The sequence below is a fragment of the Curtobacterium sp. Curtsp22 genome (assembly GCF_059492135.1).
Genome location: NZ_CP168519.1, coordinates 1,016,908 through 1,036,723, shown reverse-complemented (window position 1 = coordinate 1,036,723; position 19,816 = coordinate 1,016,908). Strand labels below are relative to the sequence as shown.

Below are 19,816 nucleotides of genomic sequence, written 5' to 3'. Positions count from 1 at the left end.
GCGTTCCGACACCCGGCAAGGAGGCCGTCACGTGTCAGCAGCAACCGAGATCCCCGCCGCCATCCCCAACCCGACGGGCATGGAGCCGCAGAAGCGGCGCAAGGGCGGACTCAACGCCGAGCACGGCCGATGGGCCGTGTACCTCATCGGCCCGACGATCGTGCTCCTCGCCATCGTCATCGGCTACCCGGTGGTCAGCGCGATCATCCAGTCGTTCCAGCTCGACGCCGGACTCGACAAGGCCACCGGCCTGTTCGTGCAGGGCGGCTTCGCCGGCGTCACCAACTACGTGCACTGGCTCGCACAGCAGTGCGGCAACACCACCTGCCCGCCCGGCAGCATCGGCTCGCAGTTCTGGGTGTCGATGGGCAACACGTTCTTCTTCACGGTCGTCACCGTCGCCCTGGAGACGGTGATCGGCGTGTGGATGGCGATCATCATGAACCGCAACTTCAAGGGCCGCGCGCTCGTCCGTGCCGCGATCCTCGTGCCGTGGGCCATCCCGACCGCCGTCACCGCGAAGCTCTGGTACTTCATCTTCGACGCGAACGGCGTGCTCAACCACGTCCTCGGGCAGCAGATCCTCTGGACGAGCGGCGAGTGGGCGTCCCGGTGGGCGGTCATCATCGCCGACACCTGGAAGACCACGCCGTTCATGGCGCTGCTCATCCTCGCGGGGCTGCAGCTCATCCCCGAAGAGGTCTACGAGGCCGGGAAGATGGACGGCGCCTCCACCGTCCAGCGCTTCGTGCTCATCACCCTGCCGCTCATCAAGCCGGCGCTCATGGTCGCCGTCCTGTTCCGCGTGCTCGACGCGCTGCGCATGTACGACCTGCCGGCGATCCTCACCGGCGGTGGCGGTGGTTCCGGCAACGCCACCACGACCCTGTCGATCCTCGTCGTCGAACAGATCCGGCAGGGCTTCAACTCCGCGTCGGCACTGTCGACCATCACCTTCCTGGTGATCTTCATCGTCGCGTTCGTCTTCGTGCGGTTCCTCGGCGCCAACGTGGTGCAGACGCAGGCCGCCCAGCAGAAGGGGGAGCTCAAGTGACCCTCGCAGCCGACCGTCCCCGGTCCAACGCCCGAGCCCGCGACATCGCCGTCGACCGCAGCGACGTGCGGGTCAAGCGCCACACCGGCCCGCGGATCCGCACCGCCGTGCAGGCCATCGTCATCGCCGTCTGGTGCCTCCTGCCGTTCTACTGGATGGTGGTGACCAGCTTCCGCGACGTCGGGTTCACGTTCGACGCCACACCGTGGCCGACGCACGTCACGCTCGACAACTACGCGACGGCGTTCTCGACGTCGCTCGGCAACCACTTGGGGCGGGCGCTCGCGAACAGCCTCCTCATCGGTGGCGTCGTGACGATCATCGCCCTGCTCGTCGGCACGAGCGCGGCGTACGCCCTGGCCCGTCTGGAGTTCAAGGGCAAGTCGCTCATCGCCGGTGCGATCCTCGCGGCGTCGATGTTCCCGGGCGTCGCGCTCATCTCCCCGTTGTTCCAGCTGTTCACGGACATCGGGTGGATGGGCTCGTACCAGGCGCTGATCCTGCCGAGCATCTCGTTCGTGCTGCCCCTGACCGTCTACACGCTCGCGAGCTTCTTCCGCGAGATGCCGTGGGACCTCGAGGAAGCGGCACGCATCGACGGGTGCACCCGCGTGCAGGCGTTCCGACGGATCATCCTGCCGCTGGCCGCCCCGGCCGTGTTCACGACGGCGATCCTGGCGTTCATCTCCAGCTGGAACGAGTACCTCATCTCCTCCCAGCTCTCGAGCGACGCGACGCAGCCGGTGACCGTGGCGATCGCCTCGTTCGCCGGGTCCCAGCCGCACCAGGAGCCCTACACGGCGGTGATGGCCGCCGGCACGATCGTCACGATCCCGCTCGTGGTCCTCGTGCTCATCTTCCAACGACGCATCGTGGCCGGCCTCACCGCCGGCGGCGTGAAGGGCTGACGACCATGGCACAGCGCGGACCGACCCGGCCCACGGCCCGGATCGAGGAGGCCATCGGCTTCGTCGGCACGTTCGGCATCCTGTTCCTCGGGGCCACGGTGTTCTGCGAGCTCACCGGTCGCCCGGCGCTCGGCTGGGCGCTCACGCTGCTCGTCTGCGTGCTCGGCGTGGTGGTGCTCGACCGGTGGCGGGTGTCGGTGCTCCGCCGCACCCGTTCGACCGACGGTGTCGGCGGGGCGGCGCCGGTCGTCGCTTCGGTCGCGCGGCCGGCAGCGGCGGCGGGCGTCGCGGCCGGCTCCGGTCCGTCGGGGTGGCGGTCGGACCCGTCCCGCATCGCCGTGCAGCCCGCGGTGGACGGTCGGGTGCACCGCCACGTCGGGTGGGACGAACTCGCGCCCGCCGGTCGTCGGGCCGCTCGGACACGCCGCGCCGCGGTCCCGCGCACCGGAGCAGCGCCGGGCACGGCGCTCCCCGGGGCGGGCAGTGCGCCGTCGGTCGCGCGAGCGCAGACCGGCCCCGTCGCCGACGTGCGGCGGCCGTCGGACGGGTGACGGGCCTCCCGGGACCGTCCATGGGCATCCAGGAGATCGCGACCGTCACGGGCCTGTCGAAGTCGACGGTGTCCCGCGCACTGCGTGGGATGTCGACGGTCGCGGACACCACGATCGACGAGGTGCGACGGGTGGCCGACGAGCTCGGGTACGTGCCGAGCTCGGCGGCGGCCGGCCTCGCCACGGGGCGACAGCGTGCGATCGGCGTCGTCGTCCCGGTGATCGACCGGTGGTTCTACGTCAAGGCGCTCGGCGGTGTCGACGCCGAACTGCGGCGGGCCGGGTACGACCTGGTGCTGTACAACCTCGGCGGACCCGGCGGCGACCGTGACCGGGCGTTCCGACGGTCGATGCTGCGGCACCGGGTCGACGGCCTCGTCCTGCTGTCGCTCGTGCTCGACGAGACCGAGCGCGCCGAACTCGAACTCACGCGACACCCCATGATCGTGATCGGCGGTCCGGCGCCGGGCCTCCGGAACGTCGGCGTGGACGACGTCGCCGTGGCCGGGGTCGCCGTCGAGCACCTCTGCGGACTCGGGCACCGGGACGTGGCCTACGTCGGCGGACAGGACGAGGCGGGGATGAACGTGGCGGTGCCGTGGCTGCGGCGGGACGGGTTCGTGGACGCGCTCGCCGCGCGGGGGATCGCAGTGCGGGAGGACTGGATCCTCGACGGGCGGTTCTCCTTCGCGGGCGGAGTCGACGCGGGGGAGGCCTTGTTCGGCAGGCGTGACGAGTGCCGCGGTGTCGGGCGTGACGGTGCGTGGCCGACCGCGGTGTTCTGTGCGTCGGACGAGATGGCACTCGGGGTGGTCCTCGCCGCGCGTCGAGCGGGTCTCTCGGTGCCGGAGGACGTCTCGGTCATCGGCATCGACGGCCACGAGTACGGCGAGGTCGCCGGGCTGACCACCATCGCCCAGGACCCGGTGGCGCAGGGTCGGGTCGCCGCTCGGGCCGTGCTCGCCGAGGTCGACGGCGGGCTCGCGGGGCCGTTGCCGGCGTCCCCGGCGCACCTCGTGGTGCGGTCGACGACGGGGCCGCCCCGGGCCGTCCGCGCGTAGGCGGTGGCATCGCCGCGCTCCGAACCACGAACGCGACATCGAACCGGGCGCCGTGCCGGGTTTGACGTCGCTTCCGTGGTTCGACGCAAGCCGCGCCATCGCTCCGCCCCGCCGCCCCGCGCCGCCGCGTAGGGTCGCCCGCATGGAGGTCACCAAGCTCGAGCACGCCTGCCAGATCGTCACCGAGGGCAGCGCGCGCCTCGTCATCGACCCGGGCAACTTCACCCGGCCCGTCGACGTCACCGGTGTCGTCGCCGTCGTCGTCACCCACGAGCACCCCGACCACGTCACGCCCGAGCAGATCCGGCGGATCCTCGACGCGAACCCCGGGGCGGTCGTGATCGGCCCCGCCGGTGTCGCCCGGGCGCTCGCCGGCGCGGGCGGCGCAGGCGGTGCGGACGGCGCGGGTGGCGTCGTGGTGGACGTCGTCACCGCCGGGGACCGACGCACCGTGGGTCCGTTCGACCTGTCGTTCCACGGCACACGCCACAACCTGATCCACTCGAGCGTCCCGATCGTCGACAACACCGGTGTCCTCGTGAACGGCAGGCTCTTCCACCCGGGCGACTCCTACACGGTGCCCGACGTCCCGGTCGAGGTCCTCGCCGCACCCGTCGGCGCCCCGTGGCTCAAGGTGTCCGAGATGATGGACTACGTCCTCGCGGTCGGGCCCCGCCTGGCCTACCCCGTGCACGAGGCAACGCTCTCCGACGTCGGCTACGGCACGCACACCGGTCGTCTCCGCGAGGCCGTGGAGCCCTCCGGCTCGCTCGTCGTCCTCCGTCCCGGGGAGTCGCTCACGATCTGACCGACTGGTCCAGGAGGCACGGCTCACCTCTGCGCGTCTCGCCTGCGCAGACGGTCGCGCACTATCCGGTCGAGCGCGAGTGCGTCCCAGGGAGCGTGCCGCTCGGCGTCGTTGTCGAAGTACACGTACGCGTCCCTCCCAGCATCGAGATGCTCGACGATCGTCGTCGCCCACCGACCGAGCGCCTGCGGCGAGTAGCCGTCGTGGTAGGTCCTGGGTGCGCCGTGCAGTCGGAGGTAGGCGATGCGTGCGCCGGTGTCGACGCGCAGGCGTGGGAAGTCGCCCGCGTGCGAGTCGACCAGGGTGGTCCGGTGCCGTCGGAGCACATCGGCGTGCTCAGCACCGAACCCCGCCGCCCGCACCTCGACGGCGTGCTCGATCACCCGGCCGGGGTCCTCTGCCTCGACGGCGGGGACCGGGACCTTCTCGTCGTGCCGTCGGGCGAGCGCTGCCGCTGCACCGTGCGTGCGGGGGAGTCGCCCGAGGAAGTCGTCGAGCACCTCCGGTGTCGGCAGGAGCGCCTCGGGGAGCTGCCAGAGCACCGGGCCGAGCGTCGACCCGAGCTCCAGTGGTCCGGACGCGAAGAAGTTCGCCAGCGCCGTGTCGACGTGCCTGAGGCGCAACATGTGCGTCACGTAGCGCCCTCCCTTGAGCGCGAAGCGGAACGTCGGGGGAACTGCCTCGCGCCACGCTCGGTACCGCGACGGCCGCTGCAGCGAGTAGAAGGAGCCGTTGACCTCGACCGTCGAGAAGTGTCCGGCAGCGTACGCGAGCCATCGGCGCTTCGGCACGTCGGCGGGGTAGAAGTCCCCGCGCCAGGAGTCGTACTGCCAGCCCGACAGTCCGGTGCGCACGATCACCGCCCCACCGTATTCCCGCCGCGGCATGGCGGCGCACCCGGGCGACACGCCTCGTTTTGGCACGGCGCGGGGCTTGTGCAATACTTGTCGAGTTGTCGGAACGGCCCCATCGTACAGCGGCCTAGTACGTCGCCCTCTCACGGCGGTAACGCGGGTTCGAATCCCGCTGGGGTCACCACAGGTGGCTTGCCTCCGACTCCGGCAACGACCATGACCCCCGCTTCCGGGCGGGGGATTCCCATGTGTGACGGCCCCATCGTACAGCGGCCTAGTACGTCGCCCTCTCACGGCGGTAACGCGGGTTCGAATCCCGCTGGGGTCACACCAGCACGAAAGCCCTCCGGTCCGCCGGGGGGCTTTCGTCGTCCCGGTCGGCTCTGCGAGGCTGACGGGGTGACCAGTGTCGTGCAACTCATCCGTTCCGGTGCCCTCAGCGACGTCGCGGAGTACGCGTACGCCGCGTCCGTGCCCGCCGGCAGCCGACTCGTCTTCCTCGCCGGCGCGTGCCCCCTCGACGCCGACGGCCGGACCGTGGCCGTGGGCGACGTCCGCGGTCAGGCGGCGCAGTGCGTCGAGAACCTCCGCACCGCGCTCGACGCCGCGGGGGCCGGGATCACCGACCTCGCCCAGACCCGGGTCCTCGTCGCGTCGACGCGGCAGGCCGACCTCGTGGCCGCGTGGGAGGTCGTCCGCGAGGCCATGGGCGACCACGACGTGCCGAGCACCCTCGTCGGGGTGACCGTCCTCGGGTACGACGACCAGCTCGTCGAGATCGAGGGCATCGCGGCCGTCGCGGACTGACGCGGTACGCTGATCCGGTCGTCAGACCCGGCAGTGGGGCCTGCCGGACCCAACCGCGGCCAGCCGCCAACGGTCCCTATCCCGAGAACACCGCACGCGCGGAGACGATCCGGCGTGCTCGGCGATAGGAGCACCGTGCACGAACGTCCACCCCACCTCCGCTGGTCGATGCTCGGCGTCGTCGCACTCGGCGGGGCGATCGGCACCGGTGTCCGAGCGCTCCTCACCGAGGTCTTCCCGGCGCACGACGGCATCAGCTGGGCGATCTTCGCGATCAACGTCGTCGGCGCGTTCTGCCTCGGCCTCCTGCTCGAGGCGCTGGCGCACCGCGGCCCGGACGTCGGGCGTCGTCGGGGCCTGCGCTTGTTCGTCGGCACCGGGGTCCTCGGCGGCTTCACGACCTACAGCACGCTCGCCGACGACACCGCGCAGCTGCTCGACGTCGGTCGCTTGGGCGCCGGCAGCGGGTACGCCCTGCTCACGGTCGTGGCGGGGCTGCTCGCCGTCGTGGCCGGCATCGGACTCGCCACGGTGCTCCGGCCCGGAGGTGCCCGGTGAACGCCCTCGATCTGCTCCTCGTCGCGGTCGGCGGGGGAGTCGGCGCGGCGCTGCGCTTCCTCCTCGACGGCGTCGTCAAGGCCCGGGTGTCCGGCTTCCCGCTCGGCACGGTCGTCATCAACGTGTCCGGATCGCTCGTCCTCGGGGTGCTGACGGGCCTCGGGCAGGCGGGCACGATCCCGCTCCCGGTCGTCGCGGTGCTCGGAACGGGCATGATGGGTGGGTACACGACGTTCTCGACGGCGAGCGTCGAGACCGTACAGCTCCTCCGATCCGGCAAGCCCCGGCTCGCCGTCCTGAACGGCCTCGGGATGCTCGTCGTCTCGGTCGGCGCAGCCGCGCTCGGCCTGCTCATCGGAAGGAACACATGACCTCGGAACGCCCCGGCGAACTCGTCCTCGTCCGTCACGGAGAGACGGAGTGGTCGAAGAGCGGGCAGCACACCGGCCGCACCGACATCCCGCTCACCGAGAACGGCATCGAGCAGGCGAAGCGCGCCGGCCGGTACCTGGCGGACCGCACGTTCGCGCTGGCACTGTCCAGCCCGTTGCAGCGCGCCCGCGACACGGCGGCGCTCGTCGGTGTCGACGCGGAGCTCGACGAGGACCTCTACGAGTGGGACTACGGCGCGTACGAGGGGCTCACCACGCCGCAGATCAAGGTCCTCCGGCACGGCCCGTGGGACCTCTGGACCGACGGCGTGCCCGCCGGTGACACCCCCGGCGAGAACGCCGCCGAGGTCCGGGTCCGCGTCGAGCGCATCCTCGACCGTGCCCGACCGGTCCTCGCCGAGGGGCAGGACGCGATCGTCGTCGCCCACGGGCACGTCCTCCGCGCGCTCGGCGCCGCGTGGATCCGCCTCGCACCGCAGGACGGCGCCGTGCTGAAGCTCGGCACCGCCTCGGTGAGCGTGCTCGGGTACGAGCACGGCCGTCCCGTCATCGACGCCTGGAACATCCAGCCTCGCGACTGACGCGTCCGCAGCCGCCGCTGGTCTGCGGCGGCGCGCTGCGGAGGGGAGGCGCGGTGCCGGCCCGACCCGCGCCTCCCGTCCGCGCAGCCCGCGTCAGACGGTGCGGATCGCGCTCGTCGCGCCCAGCGCGCGACCGCGGCGCCGCTCGATCCCACGCCCCACGAACAGCAGCGCGACGCTGACGAGCGCCCCCAGGGTGGTCTGCGCGACGCGGTCGAGCGCGAGGAGCTCCGGCGCCTCGGGCAGGCTCAGCCACGACACGGCGAGCGCGAGCGGCGTGAGGAAGAGCAGACACACGGCGTAGTGCCGCGCGACGAAGATCTCGGCGAAGAACTGCCCGACGACGGCGATCAGGACGATCCACCACGCCGAGGGCTCCAGCAGCAGGATCCCCACCGCGATCACGGTGCCGCCGATCGTGCCGATGAACCGCTGGAACGCCCGGAACACCGTGTGCCGCTGGCGCAGTGCGGGCAGCGTCGACACCACGGCGATGACCGCCCAGTAGGGGTGCCCGAGCCCGGGGATCGTCTCGGCGACGGCCCCGGCGACGAGCGCTCCGACCACGTTGAGGGCCACGGTCTCCCACAGCGCGGGCGTCCGGAGCACCGCGAGCGAACGGTGCTTGCGCTCCGCCAGCGGCCGGAACCGGTGCGGGGCGTGCGGGTGCAGCACCAGGCGCAGGACGGACCCGGACATCGCGACGAGCCAGGCCCAGACGACCGAGCACACGATGATCGTGGCGATGACCGGGACGTCGGCCGGCCGGACCGGCACGAGCGACGAGACGAGGAACGCGAACACCGGGAAGATCGGCTGCGCCGGGATCGTGCGGAGGGTGCTCAGCGTGCAGACGGCGAGGACGAGCACGAGGACGAGCCCGACCGCCTGCATCCAGAGCTGCGACCCGGCCAGGGCGACACCCACGCCAGCGGCCATGCACACAGCCTGCATCCCGCCGGCGACACCGGTCGTCACCGCACGCTGCCGGTAGGGCTCGGTCGCGCCGAAGATCGCCGTGAATCCGGCGAACATAGCGAAGGCGGCGTACCCGGGCATCCCGAGGGCGATGAGCAGCGCGAGCGGGGCGCCCCCGGCGACCGCGGCGCGGATCGCGCCCTCGATGTTGATGGTCCGGGTCGAGTGCGCAGGTGTCGTCATGTCGCGACCATCTTCCCACCGCGACGGGTGTCGTGGAGTCGAGCCGCGCCTCCAGGCCGCCGGACCGGCGCGGGAGCACGTTGGTATACCAACCTGCTAGACTCGCCGGACCGAGCCGCGACAGCGGCGCGTCGACGACAACGAGGAAGGGTCGCACCCGATGGGAAAGACGCTCGCCGAGAAGGTGTGGGACGACCACGTCGTGGTCAAGGGCGAGGACGGCAACCCCGACCTCCTCTACATCGACCTCCACCTCGTGCACGAGGTCACGAGCCCGCAGGCGTTCGACGGCCTGCGCCAGGCCGGCCGCCCGGTGCGCCGCCTGGACCTGACGATCGCGACCGAGGACCACAACACCCCGACCCTCGCGATCGACCGTCCGATCGCGGACCCGACCAGCCGGACCCAGATCGAGACGCTCCGTCGCAACTGCGAGGAGTTCGGCGTCCGCCTGCACTCCCTGGGCGACAAGGAGCAGGGCATCGTGCACGTGGTCGGTCCCCAGCTCGGCCTGACCATGCCCGGCATCACGGTGGTCTGCGGCGACTCGCACACCAGCACGCACGGGGCGTTCGGTGCGATGGCGTTCGGCATCGGGACGTCCGAGGTCGAGCACGTCCTCGCGACCCAGACCCTGCCGCTGAAGCCCTTCAAGACCATGGCGATCACGGTCGAGGGCACGCTGCGTCCGGGCGTGACGGCGAAGGACATCATCCTCGCCGTCATCGCGAAGATCGGCACCGGCGGCGGGCAGGGCTACGTGCTCGAGTACCGCGGCTCGGCGATCCGCGCGCTCTCGATGGAGGGCCGCATGACGATCTGCAACATGTCGATCGAGGCCGGTGCCCGCGCCGGCATGGTCGCCCCCGACCAGACCACCTACGACTACGTGCAGGGTCGCGACCACGCCCCGACCGGCCAGGACTGGGACGACGCGGTCGCGTACTGGGACACCCTGTCGACCGACGACGACGCGGTGTTCGACGCCGAGGTCTTCATCGACGCCGACGAGCTCGAGCCCTTCGTCACCTGGGGCACGAACCCCGGCCAGGGCGTCTCGCTGTCCGAGAGCGTGCCGTCGCCCGCGGACTTCGACGACCCGAACGACCAGGCCGCCGCGCAGCGTGCGCTGGAGTACATGGACATCGCGGCCGGCACCCCGATGAAGGACATCGCCGTCGACGCGGTGTTCATGGGGTCGTGCACGAACTCCCGCATCGAGGACCTGCGCGCCTTCGCCTCGATCATCCAGGGCCGCAAGAAGGCCGACGGGGTCCGCGTCATGGTCGTGCCGGGGTCCGCCCGTGTCCGGCTCGAGGCCGAGGCCGAGGGGCTCGACAAGGTGTTCACGGACTTCGGTGCCGAGTGGCGGTTCGCCGGCTGCTCGATGTGCCTCGGCATGAACCCCGACCAGCTCGCGCCGGGGGAGCGCTGCGCGAGCACCTCCAACCGCAACTTCGAGGGACGCCAGGGCAAGGGCGGTCGCACCCACCTCGTGTCACCGCTCGTCGCCGCGGCCACCGCCGTGCGCGGCACGCTCTCCAGCCCGTGGGACCTGGAGACGTCCGAGTCGAACGCTGTCCTGGAAGGGGCACACTGATGGACAAGATCACCACCGTCACCGGGATCGCCGCACCGCTCGAGCGCTCGAACGTCGACACCGACCAGATCATCCCCGCGGTCTACCTCAAGCGGGTCACGAAGACCGGCTTCGAGGACGCGCTGTTCTCCGGCTGGCGCCAGGACCCCGCGTTCGTGCTGAACCAGCCGGCGTACGCCGGCGCGAAGGTGCTCGTCGCCGGGCCGGACTTCGGCACCGGGTCGAGCCGTGAGCACGCCGTCTGGGCGCTCCGCGACTTCGGCTTCCAGGTCGTCGTCTCGCCCCGCTTCGCCGACATCTTCAAGGGCAACGCGGGCAAGCAGGGACTGGTCACCGCGATCGTGACCGAATCGGAAGTCGAGCGGCTCTGGGCCGAGATCGAGCGGAACCCGGGGGTGTCGGCGACCGTGGACCTGGTGGCGCAGCGCGTGTCACTCGGGGATGTGGACGTCCCCTTCGAGATCGACGCTTACACTCGTTGGCGGTTGATGGAAGGGCTCGACGACATCGGGCTCACCCTCCGTGACGAGACCTCGATCACGGAGTTCGAATCCCGCCGCTCCCGTTGGCGGCCGAAGACATTGCCGGTGAAGTAGTGAACTCTCTCGTACAGGACGCAGCGGCCGCAGGGGCGCGCGTGGGCCTCAAGTCGGACGAGATCGTCATCCGCGGGGGCAAGCCGCTCGTGGGACGCATCGAGGTCCGCGGGGCGAAGAACCTCGCGACCAAGGCCATGGTGGCGTCGCTGCTCGGTGACACCCCGTCGATCCTCAAGGACGTCCCGGACATCTCCGACGTCAAGGTCGTCCGCGGGCTGCTCGAGGTGCACGGCGTGCGCATCACCGATCCTGCACGAGGCGAGCTCATCCTCGACCCGTCGAACGTCGAGTCGGCGCACTTCGCCGAGATCGACGCCCACGCCGGTTCGAGCCGCATCCCGATCCTGTTCTGCGGTCCGCTGCTGCACAAGCTCGGCGAGGCGTTCATCCCCGACCTCGGCGGCTGCCGCATCGGCGACCGCCCGATCGACTTCCACCTCGACGCCCTCCGCGCCATGGGCGCGGTCGTCGACAAGCAGGTCAACGGCATCCACCTCACCGCCCCGGACGGTCTCAAGGGCGCGTACATCGAGCTGCCGTACCCGAGTGTCGGCGCCACCGAGCAGGTCCTGCTGTCCGCGACCCTCGCCGAGGGCGTCACGGAGCTCCGGAACGCCGCGATCGAGCCCGAGATCATGGACCTCATCGCGATCCTGCAGAAGATGGGCGCCATCGTCTCGGTCGAGCCGAACCGCGTCATCTTCATCGAGGGCGTCCAGTCGCTCCGCGGCTACACGCACCGTGCGATCAACGACCGCAACGAGGCCGCCAGCTGGGCCTCCGCCGCGCTCGCGACCAACGGCGACATCTTCGTCGAGGGCGCGAAGCAGCAGGAGCTCATGACGTTCCTCAACGTCTTCCGCAAGGTCGGCGGCGGGTTCGACATCCAAGAGGACGGCATCCGCTTCTACCGCGAGCTCGAGGTCCTCAAGCCGGTCGTCATCGAGACGGACGTGCACCCCGGGTTCATGACGGACTGGCAGCAGCCGCTCGTCGTGGCCCTGACCCAGGCCGCCGGGCAGAGCATCGTGCACGAGACCGTGTACGAGAACCGCTTCGGCTTCACCGACGCCCTGAACGAGATGGGCGCGGACATCGTCGTCCACAAGGAGGGCCTGCCCGGGCACGACCGTCGCGTCGCCCGCCGTCCCTTCGAGCAGGCCGCGGTCATCACCGGCCCGACGACGCTCCACGCCGCCAACGTCCGCGTCCCGGACCTCCGCGGCGGCTTCAGCCACCTCATCGCGGCACTCACCGCCGAGGGCGAGTCCCACATCACGAACGTCGGCATCATCAGCCGCGGCTACGAGCACTTCATCCCGAAGCTGCGCAAGCTCGGCGCCGACTTCGACTTCGCGGGGTAGCGCGGTGACTGCTGCTCCGGCACCTCGCGGTGACGGTGAGGGCCAGGAGGCGCGGCGCGCCTCCGCCTCGCAGGTCACCACCGGCATGCCCGTCCCTGGGCGCCGGTGGCGTCGCGGCGAGCTGAACACGGCGTTCCGGATCCTCGCGACCGTGGTCATCCCGACCTTCCGCTTCTCCGCGCGCTACCACTGGCACGGTCCGAACCGGTTGCCGGCCGAGGGTGCGTTCGTCCTCGCACCGAACCACTTCACGAACATCGACCCGCTCGTCGTCGGCACGGCGGTCTGGCTGTCCCGTCGGGCGCCGCGGTTCCTCGCGAAGGCGTCCCTGTTCAAGGTCCCGGTCTTCGGCAAGATCATGTCCGGCATGGGCCAGATCCCCGTCGAGCGTTCCGGCCGTACCCGGCTGAGCGACCCGCTCGGCGGCGGGCGGTCGCTCATCGAGCAGGGCGGCGCCATCATCGTCTACCCCGAGGGCACGCTCACCCGCGACCCGGACCTGTGGCCGATGCGCGGCAAGACCGGCGCGGTGCGGATCGCGCTCGAGAACGACGTGCCGCTCATCCCGATGGCCCACTGGGGCACGCAGAACATCATGGCGCGGTACGGCAAGAAGCTCCGGCTCATCCCGCCGTCGCGCGTGGACGTCATCGTCGGCGACCCCGTCGACCTGTCGGCGTACCGCGGCAAGCCGATCGACCAGCAGGTGCTCGTCGAGGCGACCGAGCTGCTCATGCGGCACATCACCGCGCTGCTCGAGGAGCTCCGCGGGCAGCAGGCGCCCCCGACCCGCTGGGACCCGGCGGCGAACAACCAGAAGGAGACCGGCCGGTTTGAGTGAGCAGCGACCGGGCCTCCGCCCGCACGATGACCACCCGGACCCCGCGGTCGCAGCCCCCGGAGCGGTGGACACCGCCGCGATCCGCGTGGTCATGCAGTCGACCGAGAAGCCGCGCGTCGCCGTCATCGGTGCCGGCAGCTGGGGGACCACGTTCGCCAAGGTCCTCGCCGAGGGCGGTGCCGACACGGTCGTGTGGGCACGGCGCCCCGAGGTCGCGCGCGAGATCACCGAGACCAAGCGCAACTCGGAGTACCTGCCCGGCATCAACCTCCCGCGCACCCTGACCGCGTCGACGTCGCTGTCCGCCGTGCTCGACGGCGCCCAGCAGGTGTACGTGTCGGTGCCGTCGCAGACCCTGCGGTCGAACCTCGATGCGATCGCGCCGCTGCTCGCGCCGGGAGTGCCCGTGGTGAGCCTGATGAAGGGCGTCGAGAAGGCGACCGGTCTGCGGATGAGCGAGGTCCTGCTCCAGGGACTCGGCATCGACCAGGACCGCATCGCCGTCGCGAGCGGCCCGAACCTGGCGCTCGAGATCGCCCGTCGGCAGCCCACCGCGGCCGTCGTGTCCTCGTCGTCGGCCGAGACCGCCAGCGCGGTGGCCGCCGTCGCCACGAACCCGTACTTCCGGTCGTTCATCAACACCGACGTCATCGGCACCGAGTTCGGCGGCGTGCTGAAGAACCTCATCGCCGTGGCGATCGGCATCGTCGACGGCGTCGGCTACGGCGAGAACACGAAGGCGTCGATCATCACGCGCGGGCTCGCCGAGATGACCGACTTCGCGGTGTCGCTCGGCGCGCAGCCCTCGACGCTGTCCGGGCTCGCCGGGCTCGGCGACCTCATCGCCACGTGCCAGTCACCGCTCTCGCGGAACAACACCGCGGGGCGGCTGCTCGGCCAGGGGTACCGGTTCGACGAGGTCGTGCGCCAGATGAACCAGACCGCCGAGGGGCTCGCCTCGGTCGCGCCGATCCTCGAGCTCGCCGCGGCGAACGGCGTCGACATGCCCATCGTGGGGCAGGTCGCCGAGGTGCTCGCCGGTAGGCTCGATCCGCGCAACATCGCGCCGCACCTCACCGAGACCGACGAACCCCAGGGCGAGTGACCGGTCCGACCCCGACCAGCAAGAGGACTGCCATGCCCACGATCGCACCCGTGCCACCGACGACCGTCGCCGTGCTGTTCGGCGGCCGTTCGAGCGAGCACGAGATCAGCTGCGTGACCGCCGGCGGGATCATGGACGTCGTCGACCGTGCCGAGTACGACCTCGTGCCGATCGGCATCACGAAGGACGGCGCGTTCACGCTCCAGCCCGACGACCCTGCGCAGTGGGCGCTCCGTGACGGCACGCTCCCGACCGTGCCCGACAACGGCACCCGCGTGGCGTTCCCGACGTCGCCGGCGACGAACGAGCTCGTGGTCTCGCACCCGGACGGCTCCGTCACGACGATCGCGGTCGACATCGTCTTCCCGATCCTGCACGGCCCGTTCGGCGAGGACGGCACCGTCCAGGGGCTCCTCGAGATCGCCGGTCTGCCGTACGTCGGCGACGGGGTGCTCGCGAGCGCCCTGGCCATGGACAAGCACGTCGCCAAGGCGGTCCTCGAGCACGCCGGGCTGCGGGTCGCGCCGTGGACGACCGTGCTCCGTCGCGAGTGGTCGGCCGACCCGGTCGACGTCGCCGAGGCGATCGCCGCGCACGGGTGGCCCCTCTTCGTGAAGCCGGCACGTGCGGGCTCCAGCATGGGGGTGTCCCGCGTGGACGGCCCCGACGAGCTCGGTGCCGCGATGGACCTGGCGTTCGAGCACGACTCCAAGGTCATCGTCGAGCCGCGGGTGATCGGGCGCGAGGTCGAGGTCGCGGTGCTCGAGGGTCGCGACGGCGTCCCGCGCACGAGCCTGCCGGGCGAGATCGTCGTCGCCGAGGACGGCTTCTACGACTTCGCGTCGAAGTACCTCGGCGGTGACGAGTCGCTGCTCTGCCCGGCCCCGCTCACCGAGGCGCAGACGGACGAGATCCGGTCGATCGGCGCCCGGGCGTTCGAGGCGATCGGCGGCTCCGGGCTCGCCCGCGTCGACTGCTTCCTGACCGACGACGGCTTCGTGGTGAACGAGGTCAACACGATGCCGGGGTTCACGCCGCTGTCGATGTACCCGCGCTGCTGGGCGGCGTCGGGCGTGTCCTACGGTGAGCTCGTCCGCGAGCTCATCGAGCTGGGGCGCGCCGCCGTCCGCTGACCCGGGCCTACTGGTCGACGTCGGACGGGTCCAGGCACTGGTGCCCGTCCTTCGGGAGCGTCGACACCGCGTCGGTGACGTCCTGCACGACCTGGTTCGTGGTCTTCGTCGCGTCGATGACGAGCTGGACCGCCGGCGACCGCCCGAAGGTCGTGTAGACGATCTGCCCGCCACGGTCGTCCCGGATCCAGTCGACGTCACCGAGCGAGAAGCACGGCAGGTCGGAGACCGTCGGGACGGCCACACCGCAGTGGTACAGGGCCACCTCGGGGTCGCCCCACGCCGCCGTCGACTGGGCGTTCGTGTTCCGCAGGTCGAACTTCGAGTCGACCGCTGCCGGCAGCCGGACCTGCACGGCCGCGCATGCGGCGGCGTCGGCGGAGGGCGCCGGGGACATCGCGACGGCGTTCGTGCAGCCGGTCAGACCGGCCGCGAGGGCGATCACGACGCCCACGATCGCGGTCTTCCGGGTGGGGCGGCGCACGGTGTCCATCGACGTCCAGGCTACCGTTCTCGTGTGGACGCGACGTACGACGCCTGGGCCGGACCGACCGTGGGGGAGCTCGGCGAACTCGTCGTCCTCGACCGCATCGTGCGCCGGTTGCCCGCCGGAGCGCCGCTGCTCGGCCCCGGCGACGACTGCGCGGTCGTGGCGGCACCGGACGGCCGGTTCGTGGTGACCACGGACATGATGGTGCACGGGCCGGACTTCCGCTGGGCCTGGTCCGCACCCGAGGACGTCGGGTGGAAGGCCGCGGCGACGAACCTGTCCGACGTCGCCGCGATGGGTGCGGTGCCGACCGGTCTCGTGATCGCCCTGGCGGCACCGCAGGACACCCCCGTGGCGGTGCTCGAGTCCTTCGCGGACGGGGTGCGCCTGGCGGTCGACGCCCTGGCGCCCGGCTGCGGTGTCGTCGGCGGGGACCTCTCCACGTCGTCGGCGTTCACGGTGTCGGTGACGGCGTTCGGCGACCTGGAGGGCCGTGCCCCCGTCGTCCGTTCTGGTGCCAGCCCCGGGGACGTCCTCGCCGTCTCGGGGGAGCTCGGGCCGGCGGCGCGTGGGTTGACGCGGCTCTTCCGCGAGGGTGTGGACGCCGGCGGCGAACCCTCCCGCGAGGCGGTCGTGGCGAGCGGCGCGGACACGGACCCCGACGTCGGACGACAGCGGCGCCCGGTCCCGCCGATCGCGGACGGGCCACGCGCGGCGTCCGCGGGTGCGACGGCGATGCTCGACCTCTCCGACGGGCTGGCGATCGACGCCGGACGGCTCGCCCGGGCCAGCCGGGTGACACTGGCGCTCGACGAGGCCTCCGGCACCGGGCCCGTCATCGACGAGGTGGCGCTGCACGGCGGCGAGGACCACGGGCTGCTCGCCGCGTTCCCGCCCGGTGCCCCGCTGCCAGGGGGGTTCCGTCGGATCGGCGTCGTGCTCGACCGGGGCGATGCGGACCTCGTGCGCGGGGGAGTGCCCGTGCCGACGACCGGGTGGGACCCCTACGCCGACTGGGACGGCGCGGCCGGCTGACCGGTTCGCGGGCGCGGGCGGCGTCAGGCGGCGGCGACCACGGCCTCCCACGCGACGGTCTCGCCGTAGCTCCGCTTGCTGAACGGCTCGAGCCCCGCGGGCCACGTCGGCTCGGGGGAGCGCTTGCTCCGCTCCACGACGACCACCGCGGCCGCCGTGAGCCGCGGCACGAGCGTCTCGAGCACCTCGGCCAGCTCGTGCTCGGTGACGTCGTACGGCGGGTCGATGAACACCAGGTCGAACGTCCGCACGGTGCCGCGCAGGTACCCGAGCACCGGCTGCGGCTGCACGTCGATCCGCACGCCGGGAACCCGCTGCTGCACGGCCTTCGCGTTCGCCCGGCAGGCCTGCGCCGCCGCCGACGCACGGTCGACGAGCACGACCTCGACCGCACCGCGGGACGCCGCCTCGAGCCCGAGGGCGCCCGTGCCGGCGTAGAGGTCGGCGACGGAGGTGTCGTCGACGAGCCCGCGTGCCTCGAGCGACGAGAACAGCGCCTCGCGCACCCGGTCGCTCGTCGGCCGGGTGCCGGACTTCGGCACCCGGAGCGTCGTGGAGCCGGCGGCGCCGGCGATGATGCGGGTCATGCAGCCACCGTAGCGGGCCGCCGGGCGCTCCAGGAGTTCTCCACAGGCGGTCCAGGAGGCGCGGATCGCGTCGGTGCCGCCGGGTACCGTTGACGTGTGGTCACGACCGGAACGACAACCGAGCCGGCGGTGCCGGACCTCGGCCCCGCACCGCTCGACGCGCGGTTGTCGACCGTCCTCGGTGGACGGACGGCGAGCGCGATCGAGAAGGCGTTCGGGTACCGCACGGTCGGCGAGTTCCTCGAGCACGCACCCCGGCGCTACGCCGAACGCGGCGCCCTGACCGCGCTCGACTCCCTCGCGATCGGCGAGTCGGTGACGATCGTGGCCGAGGTCGTCGACGTCCGCGAACGGACGATGCGTGCGCGCCGCGGCTCGATCCTCGAAGCCAAGATCGGTGACGGCAAGGGGCTGCTCACCCTGACGTTCTTCAACCAGGGCTGGCGGACGAAGGACCTCGTGCCCGGTGCCCGTGGCATCTTCTCCGGCAAGGTCGGCGACTACCGCGGCGCACGGCAGCTCGCCCACCCCGACTACGAGCTGTTCGACCGCGACGACCCCCGGGCGACGGCGGACCCCGAGTCCGAGGAAGCCATCCGCTTCTCGCGCCAGCCGATCCCGATCTACCCGGCGACGTCGACGCTGACCTCGTGGCAGATCGCCAAGTCGATGGCGATCGTGCTCGACACGCTGCCCGACGTCCCGGACCCGATCCCCGCCCGGGTGCGGACCCGGCTCGACCTCGTGCCGTTCCGCAAGGCCCTCGAACTCCTGCACCGCCCCGAGAAGGTCGCGGACTTCAAGCGCGCGCAGGACGCCCTCCGCTACCGCGAGGCGTTCGTGCTCCAGACCGCCCTCGTGCAGCGCCGGATCGCCGCGCGCGCCACGGCCGCGACGCCGCGCTCCGCCGCGCCCGGCGGGATCCTCGAACGCTTCGACGCCACGCTGCCGTTCACCCTCACGGACGACCAGCGGTCGGTCGGCGCCGAGATCGCCCACGACCTGGCGGCGGACTGGCCGATGCACCGCCTCGTGCAGGGCGAGGTCGGCTCGGGCAAGACCCTCGTGGCGATCCGGGCGATGCTCACCGTGGCCGAGTCCGGCGGGCAGTCGGCGCTCATCGCCCCGACCGAGGTCCTCGCGGCGCAGCACCTCCGGTCGATCGTGAAGTTCCTCGGCCCCGACCTCGCGGCTGAGCTCCGGCCGGTGATCCTCACGGGGTCGCAGTCGACGGACGAACGGCGGCGGGCCCTGCTCGCAGCGGCGTCCGGCAGCTCGCGGCTGGTGGTCGGCACGCACGCGCTCCTCGGCGACCGGGTGGACTTCGCCGAGCTCGGCCTCGTCGTGGTGGACGAGCAGCACCGCTTCGGGGTCGAACAGCGCGAAGCACTCCGCACGAAGGGGGCCACACCGCCGCACGTGCTCGTCCTCACCGCGACGCCCATCCCGCGCACGGTGGCGATGACGGTGTTCGGCGACCTTGACGTCTCGACGATCACCGGGCTGCCCTCCGGCCGCGCCGGCGTCGAGACCTTCACGGTGCCGCTCGCCGAGCACCCGGGCTGGGAGTCCCGCATCTGGACCCGCATGGCCGAGGAACTCGCCGACGGCCGACAGGCCTTCGTGGTGTGCCCGGCGATCGACGACGCCCACACGGAAGACGACGGCGAGCCCGACCCGGCGAACGACGACGCCCCGAAGCGCGCCCCGGCCACCGTGCTCGCCACGGCGGAACGGATGCGGACGATGCCCGTGCTCGCCGACCGCCGGATCGAGGTCCTGCACGGTCGCATGACGGCGGACGAGAAGGACCGCGTGATGACCTCCTTCGCGGCCGGCGTGGTCGACGTCCTCGTGGCGACGACCGTGATCGAGGTCGGCGTCGACGTGCCGAACGCCTCGATGATGGCCGTGCTCGACGCCGACCGGTTCGGCGTCTCGCAGCTCCACCAGCTCCGCGGGCGCATCGGCCGCGGCCAGTACGCCGGCGTGTGCCTGCTCGTGACCGCGGCCGAGGCCGAGACGACCTCGCGGGAACGGGTCGACGCGGTGTCGGCGTCCGACGACGGGTTCGAGCTCGCGCGGGTCGACCTCGAGCTCCGGCGCGAGGGCGACGTGCTCGGCGAACGGCAGTCGGGCGGGCGGTCGTCGCTCAACCTGCTGCGCGTCGTGGAGCACGCCGACCTCATCGTCGACGCGCGCGAGGAAGCCGAGCGCGTGCTGGAGCCCGATCCGCAGCTCGACGGGCACCCCGCGCTCCGCGAAGCCCTGGCCCGGCGGCTCGACGAGTCCGACGCCGCGTTCCTCGGCAAGAACTGAACGCCGGT

General features: G+C 71.9%; 21 protein-coding genes and 2 tRNA genes. 19 read left to right on the top strand and 4 right to left on the bottom strand.

The features are described 5' to 3' along the window. Positions 1-79: 79 nt before the first annotated feature. The 5 genes from ACEN8D_RS04930 to ACEN8D_RS04910 all read left to right on the top strand — a co-directional run bounded on the left by ACEN8D_RS04930 (position 80) and on the right by ACEN8D_RS04910 (position 4,382). A complete protein-coding gene (locus tag ACEN8D_RS04930) occupies positions 80-1,054 on the top strand; it encodes a carbohydrate ABC transporter permease (protein WP_070416435.1) in 975 nt (324 codons plus the stop codon). Between the two features lie 95 nt (positions 1,055-1,149). Beyond that, on the top strand, positions 1,150-1,962 hold the full coding sequence (locus tag ACEN8D_RS04925) for a carbohydrate ABC transporter permease (RefSeq protein WP_374475467.1): 813 nt from the start codon (positions 1,150-1,152) through the stop codon (positions 1,960-1,962). 5 nt (positions 1,963-1,967) lie between these two features. Then, a complete protein-coding gene (locus ACEN8D_RS04920) occupies positions 1,968-2,513 on the top strand; it encodes a hypothetical protein (protein WP_309888928.1) in 546 nt (181 codons plus the stop codon). A 20-nt stretch (positions 2,514-2,533) separates the two neighbouring features. Continuing rightward, positions 2,534-3,574 carry a LacI family DNA-binding transcriptional regulator gene (locus ACEN8D_RS04915; RefSeq protein WP_495601176.1) on the top strand — a complete coding sequence of 347 codons (1,041 nt, stop codon included), beginning with the start codon at positions 2,534-2,536 and terminating at the stop codon, positions 3,572-3,574. A gap of 142 nt (positions 3,575-3,716) precedes the next feature. Next, positions 3,717-4,382 carry an MBL fold metallo-hydrolase gene (locus ACEN8D_RS04910; protein WP_413461848.1) on the top strand — a complete coding sequence of 222 codons (666 nt, stop codon included), beginning with the start codon at positions 3,717-3,719 and terminating at the stop codon, positions 4,380-4,382. 23 nt (positions 4,383-4,405) lie between these two features. Here the strand turns inward: ACEN8D_RS04910 and ACEN8D_RS04905 are convergent, their stop codons facing one another. Then, on the bottom strand, positions 4,406-5,242 hold the full coding sequence (locus tag ACEN8D_RS04905; protein ID WP_309888922.1) for a DUF72 domain-containing protein: 837 nt from the start codon (positions 5,240-5,242) through the stop codon (positions 4,406-4,408). Between the two features lie 102 nt (positions 5,243-5,344). Here ACEN8D_RS04905 and ACEN8D_RS04900 point away from each other — a divergent pair. From ACEN8D_RS04900 to ACEN8D_RS04875, 6 genes are all read left to right on the top strand, one after another. Then, positions 5,345-5,420: transfer RNA gene (locus tag ACEN8D_RS04900), tRNA-Glu, on the top strand. A 71-nt stretch (positions 5,421-5,491) separates the two neighbouring features. Beyond that, positions 5,492-5,564 (top strand) — tRNA-Glu (locus ACEN8D_RS04895). 71 nt (positions 5,565-5,635) lie between these two features. After that, positions 5,636-6,043, top strand: coding sequence for a RidA family protein (locus ACEN8D_RS04890; RefSeq protein WP_413400220.1), 408 nt, complete (start codon positions 5,636-5,638; stop codon positions 6,041-6,043). A 168-nt stretch (positions 6,044-6,211) separates the two neighbouring features. Beyond that, positions 6,212-6,601, top strand: a complete 390-nt coding sequence (locus ACEN8D_RS04885) for a fluoride efflux transporter FluC (protein ID WP_413400221.1) — start codon at positions 6,212-6,214, stop codon at positions 6,599-6,601. Next, positions 6,598-6,972 (top strand): fluoride efflux transporter CrcB, encoded by a 375-nt coding sequence (gene crcB / locus ACEN8D_RS04880; protein ID WP_413400219.1) that lies wholly within the window; start codon positions 6,598-6,600, stop codon positions 6,970-6,972. The genes ACEN8D_RS04885 and crcB overlap by 4 nt, the downstream gene beginning before the upstream one ends. Beyond that, on the top strand, positions 6,969-7,574 hold the full coding sequence (locus tag ACEN8D_RS04875) for a histidine phosphatase family protein (RefSeq protein WP_309779859.1): 606 nt from the start codon (positions 6,969-6,971) through the stop codon (positions 7,572-7,574). Before crcB ends, ACEN8D_RS04875 begins: the two co-directional genes overlap by 4 nt. A gap of 93 nt (positions 7,575-7,667) precedes the next feature. Here ACEN8D_RS04875 and ACEN8D_RS04870 read toward each other — a convergent pair whose 3' ends face one another. Next, the gene (locus ACEN8D_RS04870) at positions 7,668-8,735 is read right to left on the bottom strand and encodes an FUSC family protein (RefSeq protein WP_309888918.1); all 1,068 of its coding nucleotides are present in this window, start codon (positions 8,733-8,735) and stop codon (positions 7,668-7,670) included. A 160-nt stretch (positions 8,736-8,895) separates the two neighbouring features. On the opposite strand from ACEN8D_RS04870, the gene leuC reads away from it, so the two are divergent. The 6 genes from leuC (at position 8,896) to ACEN8D_RS04840 (ending at position 15,377) form a co-directional block, all read left to right on the top strand. Then, positions 8,896-10,335 carry a 3-isopropylmalate dehydratase large subunit gene (gene leuC / locus ACEN8D_RS04865; RefSeq protein WP_309888911.1) on the top strand — a complete coding sequence of 480 codons (1,440 nt, stop codon included), beginning with the start codon at positions 8,896-8,898 and terminating at the stop codon, positions 10,333-10,335. Further along, complete coding sequence (leuD, locus tag ACEN8D_RS04860; protein ID WP_413398391.1) at positions 10,335-10,931, top strand: 3-isopropylmalate dehydratase small subunit; 597 nt, start codon at positions 10,335-10,337, stop codon at positions 10,929-10,931. The genes leuC and leuD overlap by 1 nt, the downstream gene beginning before the upstream one ends. After that, positions 10,931-12,298, top strand: coding sequence for a UDP-N-acetylglucosamine 1-carboxyvinyltransferase (gene murA, locus ACEN8D_RS04855; protein ID WP_071296140.1), 1,368 nt, complete (start codon positions 10,931-10,933; stop codon positions 12,296-12,298). Before leuD ends, murA begins: the two co-directional genes overlap by 1 nt. Positions 12,299-12,302: 4 nt before the next feature. Continuing rightward, a complete protein-coding gene (locus ACEN8D_RS04850) occupies positions 12,303-13,139 on the top strand; it encodes a lysophospholipid acyltransferase family protein (protein WP_309888907.1) in 837 nt (278 codons plus the stop codon). Between the two features lie 91 nt (positions 13,140-13,230). Then, on the top strand, positions 13,231-14,244 hold the full coding sequence (locus ACEN8D_RS04845; protein WP_413398394.1) for an NAD(P)H-dependent glycerol-3-phosphate dehydrogenase: 1,014 nt from the start codon (positions 13,231-13,233) through the stop codon (positions 14,242-14,244). A 32-nt stretch (positions 14,245-14,276) separates the two neighbouring features. Continuing rightward, positions 14,277-15,377, top strand: a complete 1,101-nt coding sequence (locus tag ACEN8D_RS04840) for a D-alanine--D-alanine ligase family protein (protein WP_071302178.1) — start codon at positions 14,277-14,279, stop codon at positions 15,375-15,377. Between the two features lie 7 nt (positions 15,378-15,384). On the opposite strand, the gene ACEN8D_RS04835 is transcribed toward ACEN8D_RS04840, so the two are convergent. Further along, positions 15,385-15,870, bottom strand: coding sequence for a DUF3515 family protein (locus ACEN8D_RS04835; RefSeq protein WP_071302177.1), 486 nt, complete (start codon positions 15,868-15,870; stop codon positions 15,385-15,387). 24 nt (positions 15,871-15,894) lie between these two features. Between ACEN8D_RS04835 and thiL the strand changes: the two genes are divergently transcribed. Next, positions 15,895-16,902: a thiamine-phosphate kinase gene (thiL, locus tag ACEN8D_RS04830; protein ID WP_413398390.1), complete on the top strand. Its 1,008-nt coding sequence runs from the start codon at positions 15,895-15,897 to the stop codon at positions 16,900-16,902. Positions 16,903-16,925: 23 nt separating this feature from the next. Here thiL and ACEN8D_RS04825 read toward each other — a convergent pair whose 3' ends face one another. Then, entirely contained in the window at positions 16,926-17,489 is a 564-nt protein-coding gene (locus ACEN8D_RS04825; RefSeq protein WP_070416420.1) for an RsmD family RNA methyltransferase, read from the bottom strand. 129 nt (positions 17,490-17,618) lie between these two features. On the opposite strand from ACEN8D_RS04825, the gene ACEN8D_RS04820 reads away from it, so the two are divergent. Further along, positions 17,619-19,808, top strand: coding sequence for an ATP-dependent DNA helicase RecG (locus tag ACEN8D_RS04820; RefSeq protein WP_413398393.1), 2,190 nt, complete (start codon positions 17,619-17,621; stop codon positions 19,806-19,808). Positions 19,809-19,816 lie beyond the last annotated feature (8 nt).

Bases quoted from the DNA above. Each gene is read 5' to 3' on its own strand.
- ACEN8D_RS04930 (WP_070416435.1), top strand. From the start codon at position 80: ATGGAGCCGCAGAAGCGGCGCAAGGGCGGACTCAACGCCGAGCACGGC.
- ACEN8D_RS04920 (WP_309888928.1), top strand. From the start codon at position 1,968: ATGGCACAGCGCGGACCGACCCGGCCCACGGCCCGGATCGAGGAGGCC.
- ACEN8D_RS04915 (WP_495601176.1), top strand. From the start codon at position 2,534: ATGGGCATCCAGGAGATCGCGACCGTCACGGGCCTGTCGAAGTCGACG.
- ACEN8D_RS04910 (WP_413461848.1), top strand. From the start codon at position 3,717: ATGGAGGTCACCAAGCTCGAGCACGCCTGCCAGATCGTCACCGAGGGC.
- ACEN8D_RS04885 (WP_413400221.1), top strand. From the start codon at position 6,212: ATGCTCGGCGTCGTCGCACTCGGCGGGGCGATCGGCACCGGTGTCCGA.
- ACEN8D_RS04875 (WP_309779859.1), top strand. From the start codon at position 6,969: ATGACCTCGGAACGCCCCGGCGAACTCGTCCTCGTCCGTCACGGAGAG.
- ACEN8D_RS04870 (WP_309888918.1), bottom strand. From the start codon at position 8,735: ATGACGACACCTGCGCACTCGACCCGGACCATCAACATCGAGGGCGCG.
- leuC (WP_309888911.1), top strand. From the start codon at position 8,896: ATGGGAAAGACGCTCGCCGAGAAGGTGTGGGACGACCACGTCGTGGTC.
- leuD (WP_413398391.1), top strand. From the start codon at position 10,335: ATGGACAAGATCACCACCGTCACCGGGATCGCCGCACCGCTCGAGCGC.
- ACEN8D_RS04845 (WP_413398394.1), top strand. From the start codon at position 13,231: ATGCAGTCGACCGAGAAGCCGCGCGTCGCCGTCATCGGTGCCGGCAGC.
- ACEN8D_RS04840 (WP_071302178.1), top strand. From the start codon at position 14,277: ATGCCCACGATCGCACCCGTGCCACCGACGACCGTCGCCGTGCTGTTC.
- ACEN8D_RS04835 (WP_071302177.1), bottom strand. From the start codon at position 15,870: ATGGACACCGTGCGCCGCCCCACCCGGAAGACCGCGATCGTGGGCGTC.
- ACEN8D_RS04825 (WP_070416420.1), bottom strand. From the start codon at position 17,489: ATGACCCGCATCATCGCCGGCGCCGCCGGCTCCACGACGCTCCGGGTG.